The sequence below is a fragment of the Pontibacter sp. HSC-36F09 genome, from assembly GCF_024171605.1.
Lineage (GTDB): Bacteria > Bacteroidota > Bacteroidia > Cytophagales > Hymenobacteraceae > Pontibacter.
In genome coordinates this window covers 125,660-146,347 of record NZ_JALKAA010000001.1, presented here as the reverse complement: position 1 = coordinate 146,347, position 20,688 = coordinate 125,660, and the positions used below count along the sequence as shown (strand labels likewise).

The 20,688-nt window shown below is 50.4% G+C and carries 19 protein-coding genes; 10 read left to right on the top strand and 9 right to left on the bottom strand.

Going from position 1 to position 20,688, the window contains the following annotated elements; genetic code table 11:
- Positions 1–86 precede the first annotated feature (86 nt).
- The 3 genes from L1278_RS00560 to cdd all read right to left on the bottom strand — a co-directional run bounded on the left by L1278_RS00560 (position 87) and on the right by cdd (position 3,048).
- Positions 87–1,427 (bottom strand): hypothetical protein, encoded by a 1,341-nt coding sequence (locus L1278_RS00560; protein WP_253400562.1) that lies wholly within the window; start codon positions 1,425–1,427, stop codon positions 87–89.
- A 233-nt stretch (positions 1,428–1,660) separates the two neighbouring features.
- Positions 1,661–2,383 (bottom strand): phospholipase, encoded by a 723-nt coding sequence (locus L1278_RS00555; RefSeq protein ID WP_253400561.1) that lies wholly within the window; start codon positions 2,381–2,383, stop codon positions 1,661–1,663.
- Between the two features lie 182 nt (positions 2,384–2,565).
- The gene (gene cdd / locus L1278_RS00550) at positions 2,566–3,048 is read right to left on the bottom strand and encodes a cytidine deaminase (RefSeq protein ID WP_253400560.1); all 483 of its coding nucleotides are present in this window, start codon (positions 3,046–3,048) and stop codon (positions 2,566–2,568) included.
- A 127-nt stretch (positions 3,049–3,175) separates the two neighbouring features.
- Here cdd and L1278_RS00545 point away from each other — a divergent pair, with 127 nt between their 5' ends.
- Positions 3,176–4,525 (top strand): saccharopine dehydrogenase family protein, encoded by a 1,350-nt coding sequence (locus L1278_RS00545; RefSeq protein ID WP_253400559.1) that lies wholly within the window; start codon positions 3,176–3,178, stop codon positions 4,523–4,525.
- 22 nt (positions 4,526–4,547) lie between these two features.
- Here the strand turns inward: L1278_RS00545 and L1278_RS00540 are convergent, their stop codons facing one another.
- The 5 genes from L1278_RS00540 to aroQ form a co-directional block, all read right to left on the bottom strand.
- On the bottom strand, positions 4,548–5,264 hold the full coding sequence (locus L1278_RS00540; protein ID WP_253400558.1) for a methyltransferase: 717 nt from the start codon (positions 5,262–5,264) through the stop codon (positions 4,548–4,550).
- 358 nt (positions 5,265–5,622) lie between these two features.
- A complete protein-coding gene (gene rnhA / locus L1278_RS00535; protein ID WP_188502868.1) occupies positions 5,623–6,087 on the bottom strand; it encodes a ribonuclease HI in 465 nt (154 codons plus the stop codon).
- A 184-nt stretch (positions 6,088–6,271) separates the two neighbouring features.
- Positions 6,272–6,838 (bottom strand): MarC family protein, encoded by a 567-nt coding sequence (locus L1278_RS00530; RefSeq protein ID WP_253401932.1) that lies wholly within the window; start codon positions 6,836–6,838, stop codon positions 6,272–6,274.
- 114 nt (positions 6,839–6,952) lie between these two features.
- Entirely contained in the window at positions 6,953–8,014 is a 1,062-nt protein-coding gene (locus tag L1278_RS00525) for an aminotransferase class V-fold PLP-dependent enzyme (RefSeq protein ID WP_253400557.1), read from the bottom strand.
- Positions 8,015–8,095: 81 nt separating this feature from the next.
- A complete protein-coding gene (aroQ, locus tag L1278_RS00520; protein WP_253400556.1) occupies positions 8,096–8,548 on the bottom strand; it encodes a type II 3-dehydroquinate dehydratase in 453 nt (150 codons plus the stop codon).
- A 127-nt stretch (positions 8,549–8,675) separates the two neighbouring features.
- Here aroQ and xerD point away from each other — a divergent pair, with 127 nt between their 5' ends.
- The 8 genes from xerD to L1278_RS00480 all read left to right on the top strand — a co-directional run bounded on the left by xerD (position 8,676) and on the right by L1278_RS00480 (position 19,187).
- Positions 8,676–9,575 carry a site-specific tyrosine recombinase XerD gene (xerD, locus tag L1278_RS00515; RefSeq protein ID WP_253400555.1) on the top strand — a complete coding sequence of 300 codons (900 nt, stop codon included), beginning with the start codon at positions 8,676–8,678 and terminating at the stop codon, positions 9,573–9,575.
- A 53-nt stretch (positions 9,576–9,628) separates the two neighbouring features.
- Entirely contained in the window at positions 9,629–9,970 is a 342-nt protein-coding gene (locus L1278_RS00510; RefSeq protein ID WP_253400554.1) for a hypothetical protein, read from the top strand.
- A gap of 187 nt (positions 9,971–10,157) precedes the next feature.
- A complete protein-coding gene (locus L1278_RS00505; RefSeq protein WP_253400553.1) occupies positions 10,158–11,810 on the top strand; it encodes a beta-N-acetylhexosaminidase in 1,653 nt (550 codons plus the stop codon).
- Positions 11,811–11,956: 146 nt separating this feature from the next.
- A complete protein-coding gene (locus tag L1278_RS00500) occupies positions 11,957–12,931 on the top strand; it encodes a YjgN family protein (protein WP_253400552.1) in 975 nt (324 codons plus the stop codon).
- 1 nt (position 12,932) lies between these two features.
- Complete coding sequence (locus L1278_RS00495; RefSeq protein WP_253400551.1) at positions 12,933–14,003, top strand: M48 family metallopeptidase; 1,071 nt, start codon at positions 12,933–12,935, stop codon at positions 14,001–14,003.
- 224 nt (positions 14,004–14,227) lie between these two features.
- Positions 14,228–15,262, top strand: a complete 1,035-nt coding sequence (locus tag L1278_RS00490) for a quinone-dependent dihydroorotate dehydrogenase (RefSeq protein ID WP_253400550.1) — start codon at positions 14,228–14,230, stop codon at positions 15,260–15,262.
- Positions 15,263–15,899: 637 nt separating this feature from the next.
- Entirely contained in the window at positions 15,900–18,512 is a 2,613-nt protein-coding gene (locus L1278_RS00485) for a DNA translocase FtsK (protein WP_253400549.1), read from the top strand.
- Between the two features lie 30 nt (positions 18,513–18,542).
- A complete protein-coding gene (locus tag L1278_RS00480; protein ID WP_253400548.1) occupies positions 18,543–19,187 on the top strand; it encodes an outer membrane lipoprotein carrier protein LolA in 645 nt (214 codons plus the stop codon).
- 71 nt (positions 19,188–19,258) lie between these two features.
- Here the strand turns inward: L1278_RS00480 and L1278_RS00475 are convergent, their stop codons facing one another.
- Entirely contained in the window at positions 19,259–19,657 is a 399-nt protein-coding gene (locus L1278_RS00475) for a hypothetical protein (protein WP_253400547.1), read from the bottom strand.
- A gap of 173 nt (positions 19,658–19,830) precedes the next feature.
- Here L1278_RS00475 and pyrF point away from each other — a divergent pair, with 173 nt between their 5' ends.
- On the top strand, positions 19,831–20,661 hold the full coding sequence (gene pyrF, locus L1278_RS00470) for an orotidine-5'-phosphate decarboxylase (protein WP_253400546.1): 831 nt from the start codon (positions 19,831–19,833) through the stop codon (positions 20,659–20,661).
- Positions 20,662–20,688: the final 27 nt, after the last annotated feature.

Genomic DNA, 20,688 nt, shown 5'->3' with positions numbered 1-20,688 from the left:
ACCTCCCTAGTCAGGTATAGCCTGTGAAAAGACAAAGCCCCGGCTTGTAGGCCGGGGCTTTGTCTTATCGCAAGGTATAGGAGTGCTTACTGCAGTCGCGCCTGGATCTCTTCGATCAGGCCGTCGTAGCGCTTCAGCAGACGACCCCAGTCTTTGAAGTCTTCATCGTCTTTCACACTGATGTTGCGCGCCGTGTTGTTTTCGCGCTCGTGGCGCTGGCTCACGATCTTCACCACATAGGTCAGGTCGTTGGAGTTGCCGCCGCTGCTTACAATCACGCGGGTGCGGATCATGTTGGCGCCATTGAAGTTCTGCACCTGCCAGGCACTGGTCAGGTAGCCCGTGTTGTAGTCTACTGTCTCGAGCACATCAAAACGCTTGGTAATGATCGAGCTCAGGATTCTCCAGGCATCAGCCGGGTCTACGGTTTTGTTTATAGGTATAGTGATGCGCACGTTGGCCATATCTGAAGAAATAGAAGAGGTATAGGCCTCGTCCACGGCAAGCTCAACAAACTCTGTTGGCTCCGGAGCCTGCATGTTTTCCTGGTTGCAATAGTTTTTGATGTAGCGCAGGAAACCGTCTTTGGTCACACGCACTTCTACGCAGCCATTCTTAGGCACTTTCAGGTCGTATTTGCCCACGCCCACTACTTTCCCGGCCACCTCGATGTTGGCATCAGCGGGGGAGGAGGTGATTTTCACCAGACGGTCTTCGAGCAGGACACGGCTTCGAAGCGGGGGAAGCGGGTCAGTGGCTGGCTTATTGCAGTATACCTGCACTACTTCGGCAAATCCTTCTTTTGTGACGGTAACGGTTACGCACGTGCCGAAAGGTACGCTCACATCGGTGTTTCCACGTCCGTTTACCACGCCGTTCAATGCCACAGAAGCATCAGCCGGAATGACTTCCAAGCGTACCTGGCGGTCTTTCAGTTCAAAAAAGTCTTTTACAGGAGGTGCTTCACGATCTTTCTGGTTGTAGTATACCTTGGCTTGTGGTGCAAAACCGGGCTTTTTAACCTCTACGTTCAGGAACTTGTCTTTCTCCACGATCAGGTTGATGCGCTTTGTGCCTGCCAGGCGACCGTCCACGTAGATCTCGGCGTCGTAGGGCTCCACACTGATGTCGATGAGGCGGTTAGCCAACTCAACCTTTTGCTCTTTGTCCCATTTCATGGTGCGAGGGAACTCGCGGATCACGGGCTCATAGCCTTCTTTTACAATGGCAATGCGGTTGCGGGAGTCTTTGTTCAATTTCAACTCAATACTTCCGACGCCGAGTTCCGTTACAGTGCTGTTGTCCGCATCATTCAGCAAAAAGAATTTGGCATCGGGGAAATTAGCGGCAACGTTTATTTTGCTTTGTGCAAAAGAAGAAAACGAAAGGAAGCAAAGAATAAAGGATAAGTAGAGAATTCTCCTCATAGGGATCAGATGAAGTTGGTGAAAGTATAAGATAGGTTGGTTGCAAATTTACCGCCATAAATTTAAATAATATTTATTTAAATTTATATATAAGGATGTATGCATTGATGAAAATACCCAGAAGTAGGTACTCGATAGTTACTTTGAAGGGAAAGGCAGCTAGTGTTATGACGTAAATGCGAGTTCCAGAGAAGGGTCCCCGCACCGATAATCGGCTGGTTTGAATAGTCGCCTTAGGATTTTAGCTTCAGCAGCAGCTCTGGGGCAATGGTATGGCCGCCCTCGAAGGTATGGACCTGTGGCGTGATGCCGAGGCGGTGCATGATTTCCTGTTGGTGCTGGAGCTTTTCTGGCGTGATAAATTCATCCTGCGTGCCGTACACCACATCCACCCGTATACCTTCAAACGCCGTTTTGCCTGATTCAAAGTCAATGTCCTCGGGAAAAGAGGCGGCCCAGAGCACCAAGTGCTGGCATGGTACCTGATTGGTCGCAAGCCAGCGGCAAACTGTAGCGCCGCCCTGCGAAAAGCCCAGCACGTACACCCGCACATCGGCAGGCACTTGCTGTAGGAGTTCCTGCAACAGTAAGTTCAGGTAGACTGACTGGTCTCCTATTTCAGAAAGTCGATCCTCCTTCGTCATCCAGGTAGCACCCACGCGCCCGGAAAAGCCATCCAGGTAAAAACGGGACAATCCCTCCGGTGCCACAATTACGGTAGCACCGTCGTCGAGCACGGCGAAGTGACGCAGAAAATAACGAGCAAGCTGCCCATACCCATGACACACCACCCAAAGGTCGCGCGTCTGCTCTGAGGGCGTTCCCAAGGTATAGTAGCGGGCCGTTCGCGGTACTGTCAGCTTATGCTCCATGGTGAGATTGAGTGAGTTAGTGATGGAGTGGTTGAGTGACTTTTTAAATTGTTGAATGATTAGATTGTTGATGGTTGGGCGCACTATTTGAGCAGGTTGTGATTAGCCTCCACAAGTGTTTTCGTTTGCTAAACCTGCCTATCAGTCAGTTTGTTATCTTGGCGCGATGTTATAGTATTTAAGAGGGAATCACTTATTCACTCCATCACGCATTCAAAAATCAAAACCAATCACGCAATCACTAACTCACTCATTCACTCAAAAAATTATAAATGTTCCTTGTTGAACTGGAAAGGCAGTAGGTCGCTTACGCTGCGAAGGCGGTAGAAATTGCCTTCCGGGCCATGCATCAGAACAGGTATAGGCTCACCCTGTTTATGCTCATACTCGGCCATCACCTGCCGACAGGCACCGCATGGCATGGCTGACAGGAAATGCTGTTCACTTCTGCGGCGGGCAGCCACGGCGATCAGCTTTATCTTTTTGTTCGGGTAATGGGCACTCATGGCGAACAGGGCGGTACGCTCAGCACAGAGGCCGGAAGGGTAGGCCGCATTCTCCTGGTTGCTGCCTTTGAACATGGTGTTGTCTTCCAGCACCAGGGCGGCGCCTACCAAAAAGTTGGAGTAAGGAGCATAGGCATCCTTTGCCGTTTCTTGAGCGAGCAACATCGCGTCGCGCTCCTGTTGGGTCAATTCGTCTGTCGAGAGTACGTCGATGCAGATTTGTATATTCAGCTCACTTGCCATTTAAGACCTTATAGGTATAAAAATTAGAAAAGGGCTATAAATTTAACCCATTATTCTGATAAAACAATACAAAAGGTTGGCCTTACAGGGGGTAATTGCTAAATTCAAACGCAACGATACGAATACTATGAAAAATATACTCCTGCTTGGGGCCGGCCGCTCTGCCTCTTCGCTGATCCAATACTTGTTACAACACGCTGCTGCCGAGAACTGGCACATCACCATTGGCGACATCAATGTGGACCATCTTCGGGACAAGCTTGCACAGCTGGACTTTGCCAAAGCGATTGTTTTTAACGTGCACGATGAGGCGCAGCGGGCCACTGAGGTGAGCAAGGCCGATCTCGTGATCTCGCTTTTGCCAGCCATCTTCCATATTGAGGTGGCCCGTGAGTGTATGAAACAGGAAACGCATCTGATCACCGCATCCTATGTTTCGCCGGAGTTCAGGGAGCTGCACGAAGAGGCGAAGCAGAAGAACCTGACCATTTTGATGGAGTCAGGCTTGGATCCGGGTATAGACCACATGTCTGCCATGGCAGTGATTCAGCGGGTACAGCGTATGGGCGGTAAAATCACCTCCTTCAAGTCGTATACGGGTGGATTGGTGGCACCGGAGTCGGACAACAACCCCTGGAACTACAAGTTCAGCTGGAATCCGCGCAACGTGGTGTTGGCAGGCCAGGGAACAGCCAAGTATATAAAGAACGGCGAGTATAAGTACATACCATACCATCAGCTTTTCAAGCGAACGGACGAGCTGTACGTGGAGGGCTACGGCCACTTCGACGGCTATGCCAACCGCGACTCGCTCAGCTACCGGGAGCATTATGGCCTGCAGGATATCCCGACGATGCTGCGCGGCACGCTGCGACGCATCGGCTACTGCGCTGCCTGGGACGTGTTCGTGCAACTGGGCCTCACCGACGACAGCTACGACCTGGAAGGCGTAGGCAGCATGACGAACCGCAGCTACCTGGAGGCCTTTCTTCCTCCTGCTGCCTTTGCCAAAGAAACAACACGGCAGCGACTGAGCCGCTATGTGGGTATAGTCCCCGAAAGCGAGATAATGGAGAAGCTAGTGTGGCTCGGTTTATTCGAAGACACACCACTGGAAATGCAAGTCGCTACTCCTGCGCAGGTGCTCGAAAAGATACTGGTTGGCAAATGGAAGCTGGAGCCTGGCGACAAGGACATGATCGTGATGCAGCACCTGTTTGAGTACGAACTGAACGGCGAGCAGCACGAACTCACCTCTTCGCTGGTGGTGCTGGGCGACGATGAGGTGCAAACGGCCATGGCCAAAACCGTAGGCCTGCCGGTTGGTATACTGGCGAAGCTTCTGCTACAAGGCAAAATTGATCGCCGCGGCGTAGTTATCCCTATTTACCCGGATCTGTACGAACCTGTGCTGGAAGAGCTCAAAAGGTATGGAGTGGACTTTGTGGAGGAAGAGAAGGTAAGGGCAATCCATTAACAGGTATAGCCTCTGGCAGTTTTCAGAAGATCAGGTAGTAGTCCCGCAGCAGTGCTGTGAAATCAGCGGTATAGGTTGTGCCATCTTCTTCACGGATGTCAAGCTTTTTAGAAACTGCCTGTGTTGTCGGTGCGAAGGTATAGGTCTGGATGTGGCGGATGCACTTGCCTTCAGTGCGGGTGTATACCTCCAGCGTTTCGGCCAGGTATAGCGCGTGCGCTTTGGCAAGCTCAGCAAAATGACTCGCTTCAGCTGGCGGTAGTAACAGGTATAGTTTTCCCTCGGGTGAGAGGTGTTTCTGCGCGAAGGTCAGGATATCTTCAAAGAGTAGGTCGCCGGTGTGTTTAGCAGTGTTCTTCGCAGCGTTATCAGACTTGAGCGAAGCCAGGAAAAAAGGCGGGTTCGACAGAATGACATCGTATTGCTGCGAGCAGTTTTTCGTAAACTCCTGCAGCGGCATTGGGTGCAGTTGAAGCCGCTCTGCCCATGGGCTCTCCGCAAAGTTCTGCTCCGCTTGCAGCTGGGCCTCCGGGTTTATCTCCACCGCTTCCACCACCGCCACCGACCGTTGCGCCACCATCAGCGCCAACAAGCCCGTACCTGTTCCGATATCCAGTATTCGCTTCGCCTGACTTACCTCCACATAAGCCCCGAATACACAGGAATCCGTGCACACCTTCATCGCACACAGGTCCTGGTCGATGCGGAATTGCTTGAATTGGAAGTAGGTGTTAGGCACGGGTTGGAATGAGTAGTGGGTAATAATGAATAATTCTTAAGCTCTTTTCTGGAATCGCTTTGTGAATAAGAGGAAGGAGCTGTTAAAGAGAATAATGGCGATCGCAGAAATAAAAATACAGTCGGGATTCTTGAAGGTATGAGTTAAACCATATCCTATAAGAAATAGAAGTGGCGTACTGCAAAAATAGATCGTGCTTATTAGTCTTTGTCTCTTCAATAGGACAAACACTCCAACAATGATGTAAATGATAACAGCAATTATTAACAATATAATTGCCGCATATACTGCCGCGACTAATCCATCTAAAGCAATCATATTCTTTGGTTAATCATCTATACCCACTAACCAACATTAATCACTTCGAGTTAAACTGTCCCGACTCAAACCCCTCGTCAATCAATAAATTAGGAGACAGCGCACTGGCCACTGCCAGTTCGTCGCAGCGCTCGTTCTCGGGGTGCCCGGCGTGGCCTCTGATCCAGACGAAACGAACGTTGTGTTTGGCGTATACCCGCAGGAAACGGGCCCAAAGGTCGCCGTTTGCTTTGCCGGCAAAACCCTTCTTCTGCCAACCAAAGACCCAGCGTTTTTCCACGGCATCCACCACGTACTTAGAGTCAGAGTAGACCGTGACAGGTATACCCGGCTTGGTGATCGCCTCGAGCCCCACAATCACGGCGAGCAATTCCATGCGGTTGTTCGTAGTTTTGCGGAAGCCGGCAGTCAGCTCTTTCTCGTGGTTTTTCCAGCGCAGTATGGTCCCATACCCGCCCGGACCCGGATTCCCTCGTGAAGCACCGTCTGTGAAAAGCTCGATCATGTTTTAAATTGAGTGAATGAGTGATGGAGTGGATGAGTGATTTTATAAATTGAGATTGCGTGCGTTTTGACTTGTAAAGAGTGCAGAAGCAATCGCCTTTTTTGACCGCTGCAAGCTTGAGGATCCTGATTTATTCAAAATTATTCACTCAATCACTCATTCACTCCATCACTCATTCACTCACTTAAATAGGTAGGTTGGTTTTGAACAGCTTGATGGCGATGGCCAGCAGGATAACGCCGAACACTTTGCGGAGTACGTTGGCACCGGCCTTGCCGAGTTTGCGCTCCAGCCAGGGCGAAGCTTTGAGAACGATGTAGACGAACAGTAGGTTCAGGATGATGCCCACCAGAACGTTTGGCAGGGAATAGGCGGCACGCAACGAGAGTAGCGTGGTCATGGTGCCGGCCCCCACGATAAGCGGGAAAGCCAGTGGCACGATGGAGCCGCTCTTCACTTCCGGGTCGGAGTGGAACAGGTCTTTCCCGAGAATCATCTCCAAACCGATCAGGAAAATGATAATAGCGCCGGCCATTGCGAAAGACTCGAAATCGATGCCAAACAGCTTCAGGATTCCATCGCCCACAAAAAGGAAGGCGATCATCAGCACCCCTGAAATAATGGTGGCTTTTTCGGACTCAATCCTGCCCTCGCGCTTACGCAAGTCGATAATAATGGGAATAGAGCCGAGAATGTCGATTACAGCGAACAGGATGAGCGTGACAGACGCGATTTCCTTGAAACTGAACAGGTCCTGAATCATTACTTTGTGTTTGTTAAACTGCCTGAACTACAAGCAATTAAGTATAGGTATGCACTGAATTGCCAACAGCAATTCAGCTAACAAGCCGCAAAGGTAGGATTCTTAGACGTAATAATGTAGGAAAAAGCGCTTCAGCTCTTCGTACTCCTCGTTACCGATGGCCGGGAAGTTGGCGATCCGAAATGTGTTACGCTGCCATGGACCGTAGCCGTTGCCCAACCGGATGTTGTGGTGCAAAGCCCGTTTCTTGATGTCCTCCACTACACGTTCGTTCGCCTCTAGCACCACCACCGTTTTAGAGCGCACCTCTTCGTTCTCGATCAACAGTTTAAATTCCGTGAATTGCCCGAAGAACTCATACAGCTCGTTGGCACGGTCGACCAGGTCAATGTCAAGCTGCTTGATAAACGGCCGGTCTTCGAGCATGCGCTTGAGCAGGTAGATGTTGAGCGTGTTTGGTGTGTGCACGGTCTGGTAGTTGAGCATCTTTTCGTAGAGCGACACCAGGCTGTTGTAATGGTTGCGCTCGTTCATTTGCTTGGCCCGGAAAATGGCACGCGGCGAACAAACGAGTATACCCAGCCCCGGCGGCAGACCAAAGCACTTCTGCACAGAGGCAAACCAGATGTCGGCTTTGATGTACTTGAGATTAAGGCCAGCCATGGAAGAGGTGGCATCTACCGCCGTGAGGGTGTCGCGGAAGCGGTTGTGCAGGTTGAGGATAGAAGCTGCCGTTACCTGCGTCCCGTTGGAGGTTTCGTTCTGGGTAAAGCAGATCAGTTCGGTGTCGGTGCTGATGTCAAGTTCCTCCACCGGCATGGCTTCGTTTATGTCGAAACGCACACCCTCCGCTTCCGGTCGCATCTTTTTTGCATTCTCGTACCATTTCTCCCCAAAAGAACCATTGTAGATGTGGAAGCTCTTCTTTTTGGTAAGGCTCTGGATCAGGATTTCCCAGCACTCAGTAGCGGAAGAGGTAAAGAAAATAGAGTAGTCCTGCGGTATGTTCAGGCGGCGCTTGAGCGAGCCCACCACGGCGCGGGAGAGCTGTACAAACTGTTCTCCGCGGTGCGGAGCATCCATAATCCCCTCGTCGTACGCATCTGTCAGGTAGCTGCGCACCTCTGGGTAAATCTTCGACGGTCCTGGAAAGAAATTCATCATGGAGGGTAATATAAAGAATTATAGTATGGCTACTATAGTAAAAGCCAAATATTTAGTAAACGGCAATTTGCTGTCGTCACGCTATTTTTTAGAGCCAAAACCGATCTGCTTCGGCTTCATACGCTCAAAATACTGCAGGGCCATGCGGTAGCTTTCCAAACCGAACCCCGTGATCACTCCTTTGCAGAATGGTGCCAGCATGCTTTTGTGGCGGAAGGCGTCGCGGGCATACACGTTGGAGATGTGTACCTCGATCACCGGCGCTTCGATGGCCTTGATGGCGTCAGAAAGGGCCACTGAGGTATGGGTATAGGCGCCTCCGTTGAACACGATGCCCTTGTAGCTGAAACCAACTTCGTGCAGCTTGTCGATGAGCACGCCCTCGGTGTTGGATTGGAAATAGGATAACTCCATGGCTGGGAAGGCATACTTGAGCTCCTCAAAGTAAGATTCGAATGACTCAGTGCCATAGACAGATTTCTCGCGAATACCCAGCAGGTTCAGGTTTGGGCCGTTCAGGATCAGGATTTTCATAGTTTTAGGGTATCGTAGTGAATTCAGCTCAATTAAGCGTTTGCAATTTAAGGATTAACTATCTTTGCTTTGTTTTTTTTGACAAAAGAAAGTTTTGTCAGCGCCTCTTTTGCACAAATCTTAACTTATGAAGTGGTCCATTTGCATTACCCAGTTCGAACAATACCTGCGCCTCGAAAAGTCGCTTTCCGGTAACTCCGTGGAAGCTTACCTGCGTGATATCCGCAAACTGACCGATTTTCTGGAGATCAAAGGTATAACGGTGCAACCCGAGCAGATGACACCGCCTATACTTCGGGAGTTTCTGGAGTGGGTAGCCGGGCTGGGTATGACGCCACACTCGCAGGCACGCACGCTATCAGGTATACGGGCCTTCTATAAGTTCCTGATCATGGAAGACATGATCACAGCCGACCCGACCGAGACAATCGAAGCGCCTAAACTGAGCCGCAAACTACCCGACACGCTGCACTTCCACGAGATTGAGCAATTGCTGGCCGCCATCGACTTGTCTACGCCGGAAGGCACGCGCAACCGGGCCATGCTGGAGACGCTCTATAGTTCCGGACTGCGTGTGTCGGAACTGCTGGACCTGAAACTGAGCAACCTCTACGAAGACATGGGCTTTCTGAAAGTGGCCGGTAAGGGCGACAAAGAGCGACTGGTGCCGATCGGGCGCGATGCACTGAAACATATACAACTTTACCGCGATGGCGTGCGCTGCCACCTCACCATCAAAAAAGGGCATGAAGACTTTGTGTTCCTCAACCGCCGTGGAGCCAAACTCACACGCGTTATGGTGTTCACGATTATCAAAGACCTGGCGGCAAAAGCAGGTATACAGAAAACGGTGAGCCCCCATACCTTCCGCCACTCTTTTGCCACGCACCTCATCGAAGGCGGCGCCGACCTGCGTGCCGTGCAGGAAATGCTGGGCCACGAATCCATCACCACCACCGAAATATACACCCACCTCGACCGGGATTATCTGAAACAAGTGATCAAGGATTACCATCCGAGAAGCTAGAGATTTTGGGAGTTAGAGAGTTGAGGAGTTTAAGCGATTTATAGAACCAACGCATGAAGGAAATGTACATCGTTTTGCTGACGGTATTTTTGATAAGCTGTGGCGTTAGAGAAAGTGAGGAAGAGTCAGTAATCGAACATCAGAATACAACGCCTTCTCCAATAATTGATCCACAGCACTTAATTATTCAGCCACTATTCACTAAAGAAGATATAAAAGGGGTATGGACTTCAGGAGAAACTGAAAACGCTAGCTTTAGTATTGAAGAAGACCCAATATTATTTGTGGACGCACTTGAGTATATAAAATATGAATTTAGAAATGATACCCTGATATATCTGGAAGGTAATGATCCCTTTTTTCAGACTAGAGTAATAAAAGCAGATAAGGATTAATTAGTAACCTACAACCAAGATGGCGCCCGTAGATTTTGGAGGTTTAAAGATTGAATTAACCATTGCTTGAGCAAGTTGAATTATGGCTTGTTCGGACAGATCGCGACCTGCACGAATCATTCATCGACGATATTAAACCAATCATTTTTCCGGAAGTCAATAAGCAACACAAACTAAAAAATCGCGCATGCCAGCTACCTTTCATCGGATATTTTCCGTTCTACTGCTTTTCCTGTCTATCCCTATTCTTGCCACTGCCCAGTCCGTTGACGACATAACGCCTATTCCTGTTGAGGTGATCAAAGAGGCGAGAGGGCATGTGACCATCGACGGGAAAACCCAGATCCTATTCGACAAACAGTTTGGAGCGCAGGCTGATTTTCTGAAAGAAATGCTGGCCGCACAAACGGGGCTGAATCTGCCTGTATACCTAAACACAACAACTAAGCCCAAAACCAGTCACCACATCCGGCTCGTTTTCGATAAAAAGACTATCGACAAAGCCGAGATGTATACCTTAGTTGTTTCTGGCAAAGACATAACGATACGCGCCAAAGACACGGGCGGCATGGTATATGGCATCCAGACTTTACTGCAGTTGTTCCCGCTCAAGCAGGTGAAGGAAGTGAAGATTCCGGATGTGCAGATCAAGGATTACCCGCGCTTTGCCTACCGCGGCATGCACCTGGATGTCGTGCGCCACATGTTTCCTGTCGAGTTCATCAAAAAGTACATCGACTACCTGGCCTTTCACAAGTTCAACACCTTCCACTGGCACCTCACTGATGATCAGGGCTGGCGAATCGAAATGGAGTCTTACCCAAAACTAAATACCGTAGGCTCTTGGCGCGAGGAAACCCTGATCGGGCATTTCAAAGACCAGCCGATTAGGTATGACGGCACCCGGTATGGTGGCTACTATACCAAGGACGAAATATTGGAAGTGATCAACTATGCCTCCGTGCGGGGAATCAACATTATACCTGAGATCGATATTCCCGGCCATAGTCGCGCGGCTATTGCTGCTTACCCGGAACTCAGCACCCGTCCTGACACCACCTGGAACGTAGCGACCACCTGGGGCATGTACAACCGCCAGAATAACGTGCTGCAGCCCAACCCGGCAACTTTTCAGTTTCTGGAGACTGTGTTTCAGGAAGTAGCCGATCTGTTCCCTTATGAGTACTTCCATCTCGGTGGCGACGAAACCAGCAAAAAGTGGTGGAAAGAAGACCCCGTGTCGCAGGCTTTCATCAAAGAACACAAACTGAAAGATGAGAAAGGCCTGCAGACCTATTTTGTAGAGCAGGTAGCAAAATACCTCGCCGTCAAGGGCAAGAAAGTGATCGGCTGGCACGAGATTCTGGAAGGCGACCTGAGTACCTCTACGCTGATCATGAACTGGGGCGGGGAGAAGGAAGGTATAGCCGCCGCCACTCGTGGCCATCAGGTGATCATGGCGCCGGGCCATCCGCTGTACTTCGACCATTACCAGTCCAAAGACCCTAACGACAGCCTGGCCATACATGGCTACAATCCGTTGGATGCTGTATATAGCTTCGAGCCGGTGCCGCCCGCCCTGCGCGAGCGGAAGCTGGATCACTACATCATCGGGGCGCAGGCCAACTTATGGGCGGAGTATATTGGCAGCACGGCCAAGGTGGAATACATGGTATTCCCGCGTATGACGGCCCTGAGCGAGGTGCTTTGGTCACCACAAGAGAAAAAAGACTTTTCGGATTTCAAACGAAGACTCAATAATGCCATTATTCCACGCTATACCTTCTGGGGAGCAAAATACTTTCCTCACTTTGAGCAGTGGACGATGGAGAAGAAATAGGATGTAAAATTTTGGTGCAAAAATGCAGTGTGTATGGTAAGTAACTGATATTTACTATATTTAAATGCTGTAATAACACAGGCTGTGTTTTATGCATAGCCTGTGTTATTTTTATAACCATTTTTCAACCTATTTCCAGGCTTTTTATGACAACAACTTTACTTGAAGAAGAAAAGCAGACCACTCACTTCTCTTTCACCGGCAGGGGCTCCGAATACTTTGCCATCGAAATAGTAAACCTCCTGCTCACAATCGTGACGCTGGGGCTTTACTACCCATGGGCCAAGGCCAAATCGCTGCAGTACCTGTACCGCAAAACCGAACTGGCCGGTACGCCCTTCGTTTTCCACGGCACCGGCAAAGAGATGTTTAAAGGCTTCATCAAAGGATTGGGTGTCTTTATTGTTCTCTATGCCATTCTGCTATATGGTATATTTTCGGAAGACACTGGCACGCTGCTGATCACATATGGTGTGTTTATGCTGGGACTTCTGGCGCTGATACCCCTGGCACTGCACGGTATGATGCGTTACCGCACATCCCGCACGAGCTGGCGCGGCATCCACCTGGGCTACCGGGGAGAACTCTCCGACATGTACTCCACCTACCTGATCGGCTTCTTCCTCACCATCCTTACGCTCGGTATCTACGGATCGTGGTTTGTGGTCAAACTACGCAAGCAGATGATCGATAACGTGCGCTTTGGCAACGTGAGACTGCGCTATGTAGGCGATGGAGGTGACTTATTCCTGATTCACGTGAAGGGCTACTTCTTTTCCATCTTCACGCTGGGCATTTACCTTTTCTGGTACACCAAAAACCTGCTACACTTCTATGTGAACAACATTGTGGTGTTGCAGGAAGATGGCACCTATAGCCGTCTGCAGTGCCATGTTTCGGGTTGGGAAGTGCTGAAGCTGACAGTTGGCAATATCCTGATCGTTGTGTTCACGCTGGGGCTGGGTATACCGTTTACCACTACCCGCACCATGTCGCTAATCATGAACAACACCGTGATGAGCGGACACTTTGATGCCGACGCCCTGGTGCAAACCGAAGAAGCCTACGATTCGGCAACGTACGAGAGCATGACGGATATGATGGATATTGGTGTCATCTAACATGATATTTGAAGGGAAATACTATAACGGGCAAAGCTCTAAAGGTATGCCGGCTCAGATCGCTTTGCTGGCAGACGGGCTGCACATTGACTATTGCGCTGACGAAGTATGTGGCTCTGTGCATTGGGAATTGGCAGGTATACACCAGTCGGAGTTCAACGATGCGACTACGCTGCTCCGTTATGGAAAATTCCCTCAACAAAGTATTTCAGTGGTAGACAAAGAATTTAAGGAAGCGCTGCAGCAACAATATCGCGGGACAGCCTTCCTTAAGTCCAGCTACAACAGCGTGCTAAGTTTAGGCCTGACAGGTATAGCCATCATGGCCCTGAGCCTGCTGGGCTTGCTGGTAGCCTTTGTCATCTGGGGCGTGCCAGCCCTTGCCGATCGGGTGGCCATGCATTTTCCGCAAAGCTATGAGCGCCAGCTGGGTGAGCAACTCTACACAAAAATGCTGCAGGGCTACCAGGTAAACGAAGAAAAGACAGCTGCGCTAAATGCATACCTGAGCGAACTGGAGACCGATCTGGATTACCCGATCACTGCTGCCGTCGTGACCAGCGATGAGGTAAATGCCTTTGCTATACCGGGTGGCTACGTGGTGGTGTATGAAGGCATCATCGACAAGATGGAGCAGCATGAAGAGCTGGCCGCTTTGATGGGGCACGAGCTGGCGCATATCCAGAAGCGACATTCGCTACGTGCCATGACGCGAAGCCTTTCGTACTATATGCTGGCATCGGTGTTTTTTGGTGATGTGAGCGGGGTGGCCGCCGTGCTGGTTGACAATGCCTCTTCGCTACGCAACCTGGAGTATAGCCGCAACTTAGAACTCGAAGCCGACCGCTACGGATTGGAACTGCTGCGCCGGAACGAGTTGAATCCGCAGGGTGTAGTGCTGCTGATGGAGCGCCTGCAAACAAGCGACAGCTCCGAAATGCTCGCTTTCCTGAGCACGCACCCCAATTCAGAAGAGCGTATCAGAGTATTGAATGAACTGATAGGAGAGGGAAAGCAACCCTACAAAAAGAACCCGGTGCTGCAGCGCCACTGGGAAAAGTTGATGCACTAAGCCAGGTATACTACAAAGACCTAACTATGTGCCTAACTCCCGCGAGTGTTTAAAGCAATGGAGATGGGGCCTCGGAAACCGGGTATAGCTGCTGCCTTCACGCCAGACACTTGCGGCTCTGAAGACACCGCGAGGTCTATCTGAACCCGCTCCAGAATTCTCAAGCGTTGTATGGTTTCACTTTCTATCTTTGCAGGCAGCTAACCTTAACCAAACCCGCTGCCGTGTATAAGAGCCTCCTTCGTCCGCTGCTTTTCAAATTAGACCCCGAGAAAGTTCACTACCTCACCACCGACGCCCTGCGCACGGCCTTCAGTCTGCCTTTAACAAAAAGCATAAGCCGTGGCATGTTCAAAGTGGAAGATAGGCGGCTGGAACGAGAACTGTTTGGACTGAAATTTCCCAATCCGGTAGGCCTGGCAGCAGGTTTCGACAAAGATGCTAAACTGGTGGATGAGCTGGGAGAACTGGGCTTTGGTTTTATTGAGATCGGTACGCTTACTCCAAAACCACAGGAGGGTAACCCCAAACCCCGTCTTTTTCGTCTGCCGGAAGACCAGGCCATCATCAACCGCATGGGCTTTAACAACGAAGGCGTGGAGGCAGCTGTGAAGCGTCTGCGGGAGCGAAAAAGCAACATTCTGGTAGGCGGCAACATCGGTAAGAACAAAGTAACGCCAAATGAAGAGGCGCTCAACGACTACCTTTACTGCTTTAAGGCGCTGTACGAAGTGGTGGATTATTTTGTGGTGAACGTGAGCTCACCCAACACCCCGGACCTGCGTGCCTTACAGGAAAAGGAGCCGCTGCAGCAATTGCTGATGGCGCTGCAGGAACTGAACAACTCTATGCCGAAAGCCAAACCCCTGCTTTTGAAAATCGCTCCGGATCTGAACGAAGCTCAATTAAATGATATTATCGAGATTGCCATAGTTGCCAAGCTAAGTGGTATTATTGCCACCAACACCACCATCAGCCGCGAAGGGCTGCATACTGCTTCTAACCGAGTTTCAGAGATCGGCGCTGGCGGACTGAGCGGTAAACCCCTCACCAAACACGCCACCGAAATTATCCGCTACTTGCGTCAGCACCTGCCGCAGCAGATCAAGATTATTGGGGTGGGCGGTATTATGACGGCCGAAGATGCTGTTGAGAAGTTAGAGGCCGGTGCCGATCTGGTGCAGCTGTATACTGGTTTTATTTATGAAGGTCCGGCGCTGGTTGCAAGTATAAATAAGAGGTTATTGAAGCAGGGATAAGTGGTTCTTCGCTTTGCCAGTGGGGTTTACTCAGGTGTAGCTGCTGCTTTTGCAGGTATAGCAAGCTGTATTGTTTCATTGTATGCCTTGGCCAGGCGGGCCCTACTTTTTGTCTTGACACAAAAAGTAGGCAAAAAAGTCAAGACCCTCCAAACTCGCTGAACGCTCGAACAGTGGAGTGTCGTAAAGAGCACCAGGCTGAGGTGATTTGCTTCGTAGCTTAAGGGGCAAGTTAGTCTTGCTATACCTGTCAGTGGCTAATTGCTACAAGGCTTATACCTGCCAAATGGCAGCTACAGGAAATTCCCCTCTCGAGAGGGGCAGGGGTTTTATGGCAACCGTTAAACCTCCCTTCAACTAAGATCCTCTCAGGATGACATTTAGGAAAGCAATAGCCGAAAAGGCCCCTTAAGGATAGGGGCATGACAATCGTGCACAAACATCCTGTCAATCTTCTAATCCAGTAAATCCTGATTCAGACAATTAAAAAACGGTATAAATTTACCTTTATTACCTCCTCCTGTTTTTAGGAGGGGGTAGGGGAAGTTTTTTAGCACATTTCTCCAAAAGCCTTCGGATTTGCTGAGCGGCGTGTGCCGAAATAATGTAAATTTGGAATCTTAATTAGTTGAAGGGTATGGCAAAGAACACTTACAGAAACGATGCGGTGAGCACGGGAAGGGCGAGGAATGAGGTGCGTGGACGTAATGAACCACGCGGCACAGCCTCTACCAATGAAAAAACCAAACAGAAAAAAACAAGGAAGCCTTTTTTTAAGCTGCCGTCTTTCCGGTTCAACCTCAAGGCGCCCGCTTTCCTGACCGATCGGCGCTTTAAGCTGTTCATCGGTTTCTCTTTTTTGCTGATCGCTTTCTTCATGACCATCGCATTCGTATCCTACCTCTTCACAGGGCAGGCCGACCAAAGTGTAGTGGAGTCGGTGCAGGGCACGGGATTGAAGGAATCGGGGCAGGAGGCGGAGAACTGGCTTGGGCTGTTCGGCGCCTGGGTTTCCCATTTTTTCATCTATGACCTTCTAGGTATAGGAGCTTTCTTCCTGATCCCGATCGCATTCTTTGCTGGTAGTCGCATTGTGTTCCGCTGGAAGACTATCTCTATGCCGTACGTGCTGGGCCTCTGCACTTTCTCGATGCTGTGGCTGAGCCTGACGCTGGGGTACATCGTGCTGACTACAAATACAATAGGTGAATTAGGCTTTTTGGGCGGAGGTATAGGTATAGAAACCGCTACCTGGCTGAGCAGCCTGATCGGCTGGGGCAGCAGTCTGCTGCTTGGCTTCCTGTTACTTATTTTCCTGGTATTCTTCTTTAACATCACGAGCATCAACTGGAGCAAACCAGCTGCTGAGGAAGACGGTGATGTTGAAATTGAACGTGGAAGCGCTTCGTCGTTGCGCGATGTGGTGCACGGCTCGGCCCGCAACATCAACCACAACGCCGACCCAACCGCTTCGCTGGATGCTGACGAAGAAGAGGATCTATACCTGGCCGAAGAAGAGGAAGAGGCCATTAACCGTGCGTTGGAGATGGAACTGAGTTCGCTTAAGCCAGAACCGCCAAAACCTGCTACACCGGCGCCAGCGCCAACCCTGGAGCTCGATATTGAAACCGAACTTGATGAAGAACTGGCTGAAGCTGAGTTTGACACTGTTGAGGGAGAAGAAGAGCTGGACCTGCAGATCGAGAAGACACCGGAAGAGGAAGCGGCTGACGTGTTGGCCACTGAAAACTACGACCCAACGCTGGATCTGGCCCGCTACCAGTACCCGACTATCGACCTGCTCAACGACTACGGCGCTACTAAAGTGTCGGTGACGAAAGAGGAACTTGAAGCGAACAAAGACAAGATTGTGGCCACACTCGGCCATTACAATATAGGTATAGCGAGCATCAAAGCCACCATCGGCCCGACCGTGACGCTCTATGAAATTGTGCCGGATGCCGGGGTGCGTATCTCCAAAATCAAGAATCTGGAAGACGATATCGCCTTGAGCTTAGCTGCTTTAGGTATACGTATTATCGCGCCTATACCTGGCAAGGGCACGATAGGTATAGAAGTACCGAACACCAAAAAGGAAATGGTGTCGATCAAGTCGATCCTGTCTACGGAGAAGTTCATGAAGAGCGAGATGGACCTGCCGATCGCTTTCGGTAAGACCATCACCAATGAGGTGTTCATCACCGACCTGGCCAAAATGCCGCACTTACTGATGGCGGGTGCCACCGGTCAGGGTAAGTCCGTTGGTCTGAATGCTATTCTGACCTCGCTGCTCTACAAGCGCCACCCTTCGCAGCTCAAATTCGTGCTCGTGGACCCGAAAAAGGTGGAATTGTCGCTGTTCAATAAAATAGAGCGTCACTTCCTGGCCAAACTACCCGATACCGAGGAGGCGATTATCACCGACACCAAAAAGGTGGTGAACACGCTCAACTCGCTCTGTATGGAGATGGATATGCGTTACGACCTGCTCAAGGATGCCGGCTGCCGTAACCTGAAAGAGTACAACCGCAAGTTTGTGGAGCGCAAGCTGAACCCGAAAAAGGGACACAAGTTCATGCCCTACATCGTGTTGGTTATAGACGAGTTAGCCGACTTGATGATGACGGCCGGTAAAGAGGTGGAAACCCCGATTGCCCGTCTGGCGCAGCTTGCCCGTGCCATTGGTATACACCTGGTAGTCGCCACGCAGCGCCCGTCTGTGAACGTAATCACGGGTATCATCAAGGCTAACTTCCCGGCACGTATTTCTTTTAAAGTAACATCCAAAATTGACTCCCGCACCATTCTGGATGCCGGTGGTGCCGACCAGTTGATTGGTCAGGGCGACATGCTTTTCTCGATTGGCTCGGACATGATCCGTATTCAGTGCGCCTTTGTGGACACGCCGGAAGTAGACCGCATCTGCGACTTTATAGGCGAACAACAAGGCTATAGCGATGCATACCTGTTGCCGGAGTTTGTAGGCGACGAGAGTGGCAACGAGAAAGCTGACTTCGACTCAAGCTCCAAAGACCCGATGTTCGAGGAAGCGGCACGCATTATTGTGCAGCACCAGCAGGGCAGTACCTCGCTGTTGCAGCGCCGCCTCAAGCTGGGCTACAACCGCGCCGGCCGCCTGATCGACCAATTGGAGTCGGCAGGTATAGTGGGGCCGTTTGAGGGAAGCAAGGCCCGCGAAGTTTTAATTCCGGACGAGTACAGTTTGGAACAGTTATTGAATACGCTCTAGGAAAGAAAACCAAGACACTTAACTACTGACATGAAACGAGTATTATCCCTTTTGCTGGCCGTAATGTTGTTTGCAAACCTGGCGCACGCGCAGCAGGACCCCAAAGCAGGCAAAATACTGGACCAGATGAGCCAGAAGTACAGAAGTATGAAAGCTTTTAAAGCGACTTTTGCACAGACACTGGAGAACCCTTCTTCCAAAATAAAAGAGACCATGCAGGGTGATATCCTGGTTAGCGGCCCTAAGTACAGACTCGCCGTGAGCGGACAGGAGATTATAAGTGACGGCAAACTGATGTGGACCTATTTGAAAGAGGTGAACGAAGTGACCATCACAGAAACCGACGCGGAAGCCGAGGCCATGGCACCGAGCAAGATCTTCGATATGTATAAGAAAGGCTACAAGTATGCTTACGCTGGTACTGAGAAGCAAGGCGCTGACACGTTTGATGTAATTGAACTGGCTCCGGAAGACCGCAGCAACCCGATTTTTAAGGTACGTCTCTACATCAACCAGAAAGACAAGTCGCTGAAGAGCTGGCAGATGTTCCGTAATAACGGCAGTCGCTATACCTATACCATTAATAACTTCCAGGCAAACCCTGCGCTGGCTGCTGATGCATTCAGCTTCAACAAAGCCAAGTATAAAGGCGTGCAGGTGGTGGACTTACGATAACCTAACTAGTTTCGACTGGTAAAAGAGCTGCTCCGTTTGGGGTGGCTCTTTTTTTTGTTCGTTTATAAATCTTAAGCGGTCTTAACTTCTATAGTTGCGATAATAAACCCTACCTGAGGGGTGGAGCGGAATTTTAAGGTATAGGTGCCTGGTTCGGCCGGGCTAAAGGTATAGGTTGCCTTGCGGATGGGCAGATCATCGGTACAGATCTTCCCCTTATATTTCGCCACAACCCGTATGACCGTTTCCTTGCCGGAAGAATTTACATCAAAAGAGCCAAACTCACCACAACCTCCGTTAACCTGAAAGTAAACATCAACTGTCACATTTTCGCCTACCTGTGCTGTTGCAGGAGCCTCTATGCGTACGATGGGGGCAGGCCGCTCCTGTACCGCAGGTTCAGCATCCTCCTTAGAACAGCCGGAAGCAAACAAGAGAATTAAAGAGGAGATGAACAGGAGTCGTATCATAGTTTTTATGCTATATGTCTATTCTGTAGAGCCTTTTAATGATAAAATGGTTGCAAGGCATGGCAGATCGAGCAATGCAATTCAATTAGTGGTTGGAGCAGGTATAAAAAATTTGTAGCTGCCCCTAAATAAACTAGCTTTGCTATACCTGAACTTTAGCTCCTATACCTATCATGACCAGAGAAAAGCTGTTTGAGCAGATACTCCAGAAAAAATCATACCTGTGCATTGGCCTCGACACCGACCCTAAGCGCCTGCCTGAGCACCTGCTCGACCACGAAGACCCGGTATTTGAGTTCAACCGCCAAATTGTGGAGGCCACTGCCGACCTGTGTGTAGCCTACAAACCGAATATTGCTTTTTATGAAGCGCAGGGGCCGAAAGGTTGGGTGAGTCTGGAAAAGACGCTGGAAGTTATACCTGAAGAAATTTTCACGATAGCCGACGCCAAGCGCGGCGACATAGGCAACACCTCGGAACTGTACGCCCGTGCCTTTTTCGAGACCATGAAGTTCGACTCCATCACAGTAGCGCCTTATATGGGTGCTGATTCGGTGAAGCCGTTCCTGGTACAGCCAGGCCGTTGGGTAATCTTGCTGGCGCTCACATCCAACCCCGGCAGCAAGGATTTCCAGATGCTGAAGTTGTCGGATGGTAACGAGGAATACCTGTTTGAGCAAGTGCTGCGCGAGAGCGCCAATTGGGCCAGCGTGGGACAGATGATGTATGTGGTAGGCGCCACGCAGGGCGAGTACATTGAGCGTGTTCGGGCCATCGTACCAAACCATTTCCTGCTCGTGCCAGGCGTTGGCGCACAAGGTGGTAGCCTAGAAGAGATTTCCCGTTTAGGTATGAACCAGCAGTGCGGCCTTTTGGTCAACTCTTCCCGCGCCATTATCTACGCCTCCTCCAGCCGCGACTTCGCTGACAAAGCCAGAGCAGCTGCCATGGAAGTTCAGAAAGAAATGGAGCAATACCTGGAGCAGTATGTAACGCACTTGTAAGACGATACAGCCTTGATAGGGAACCGC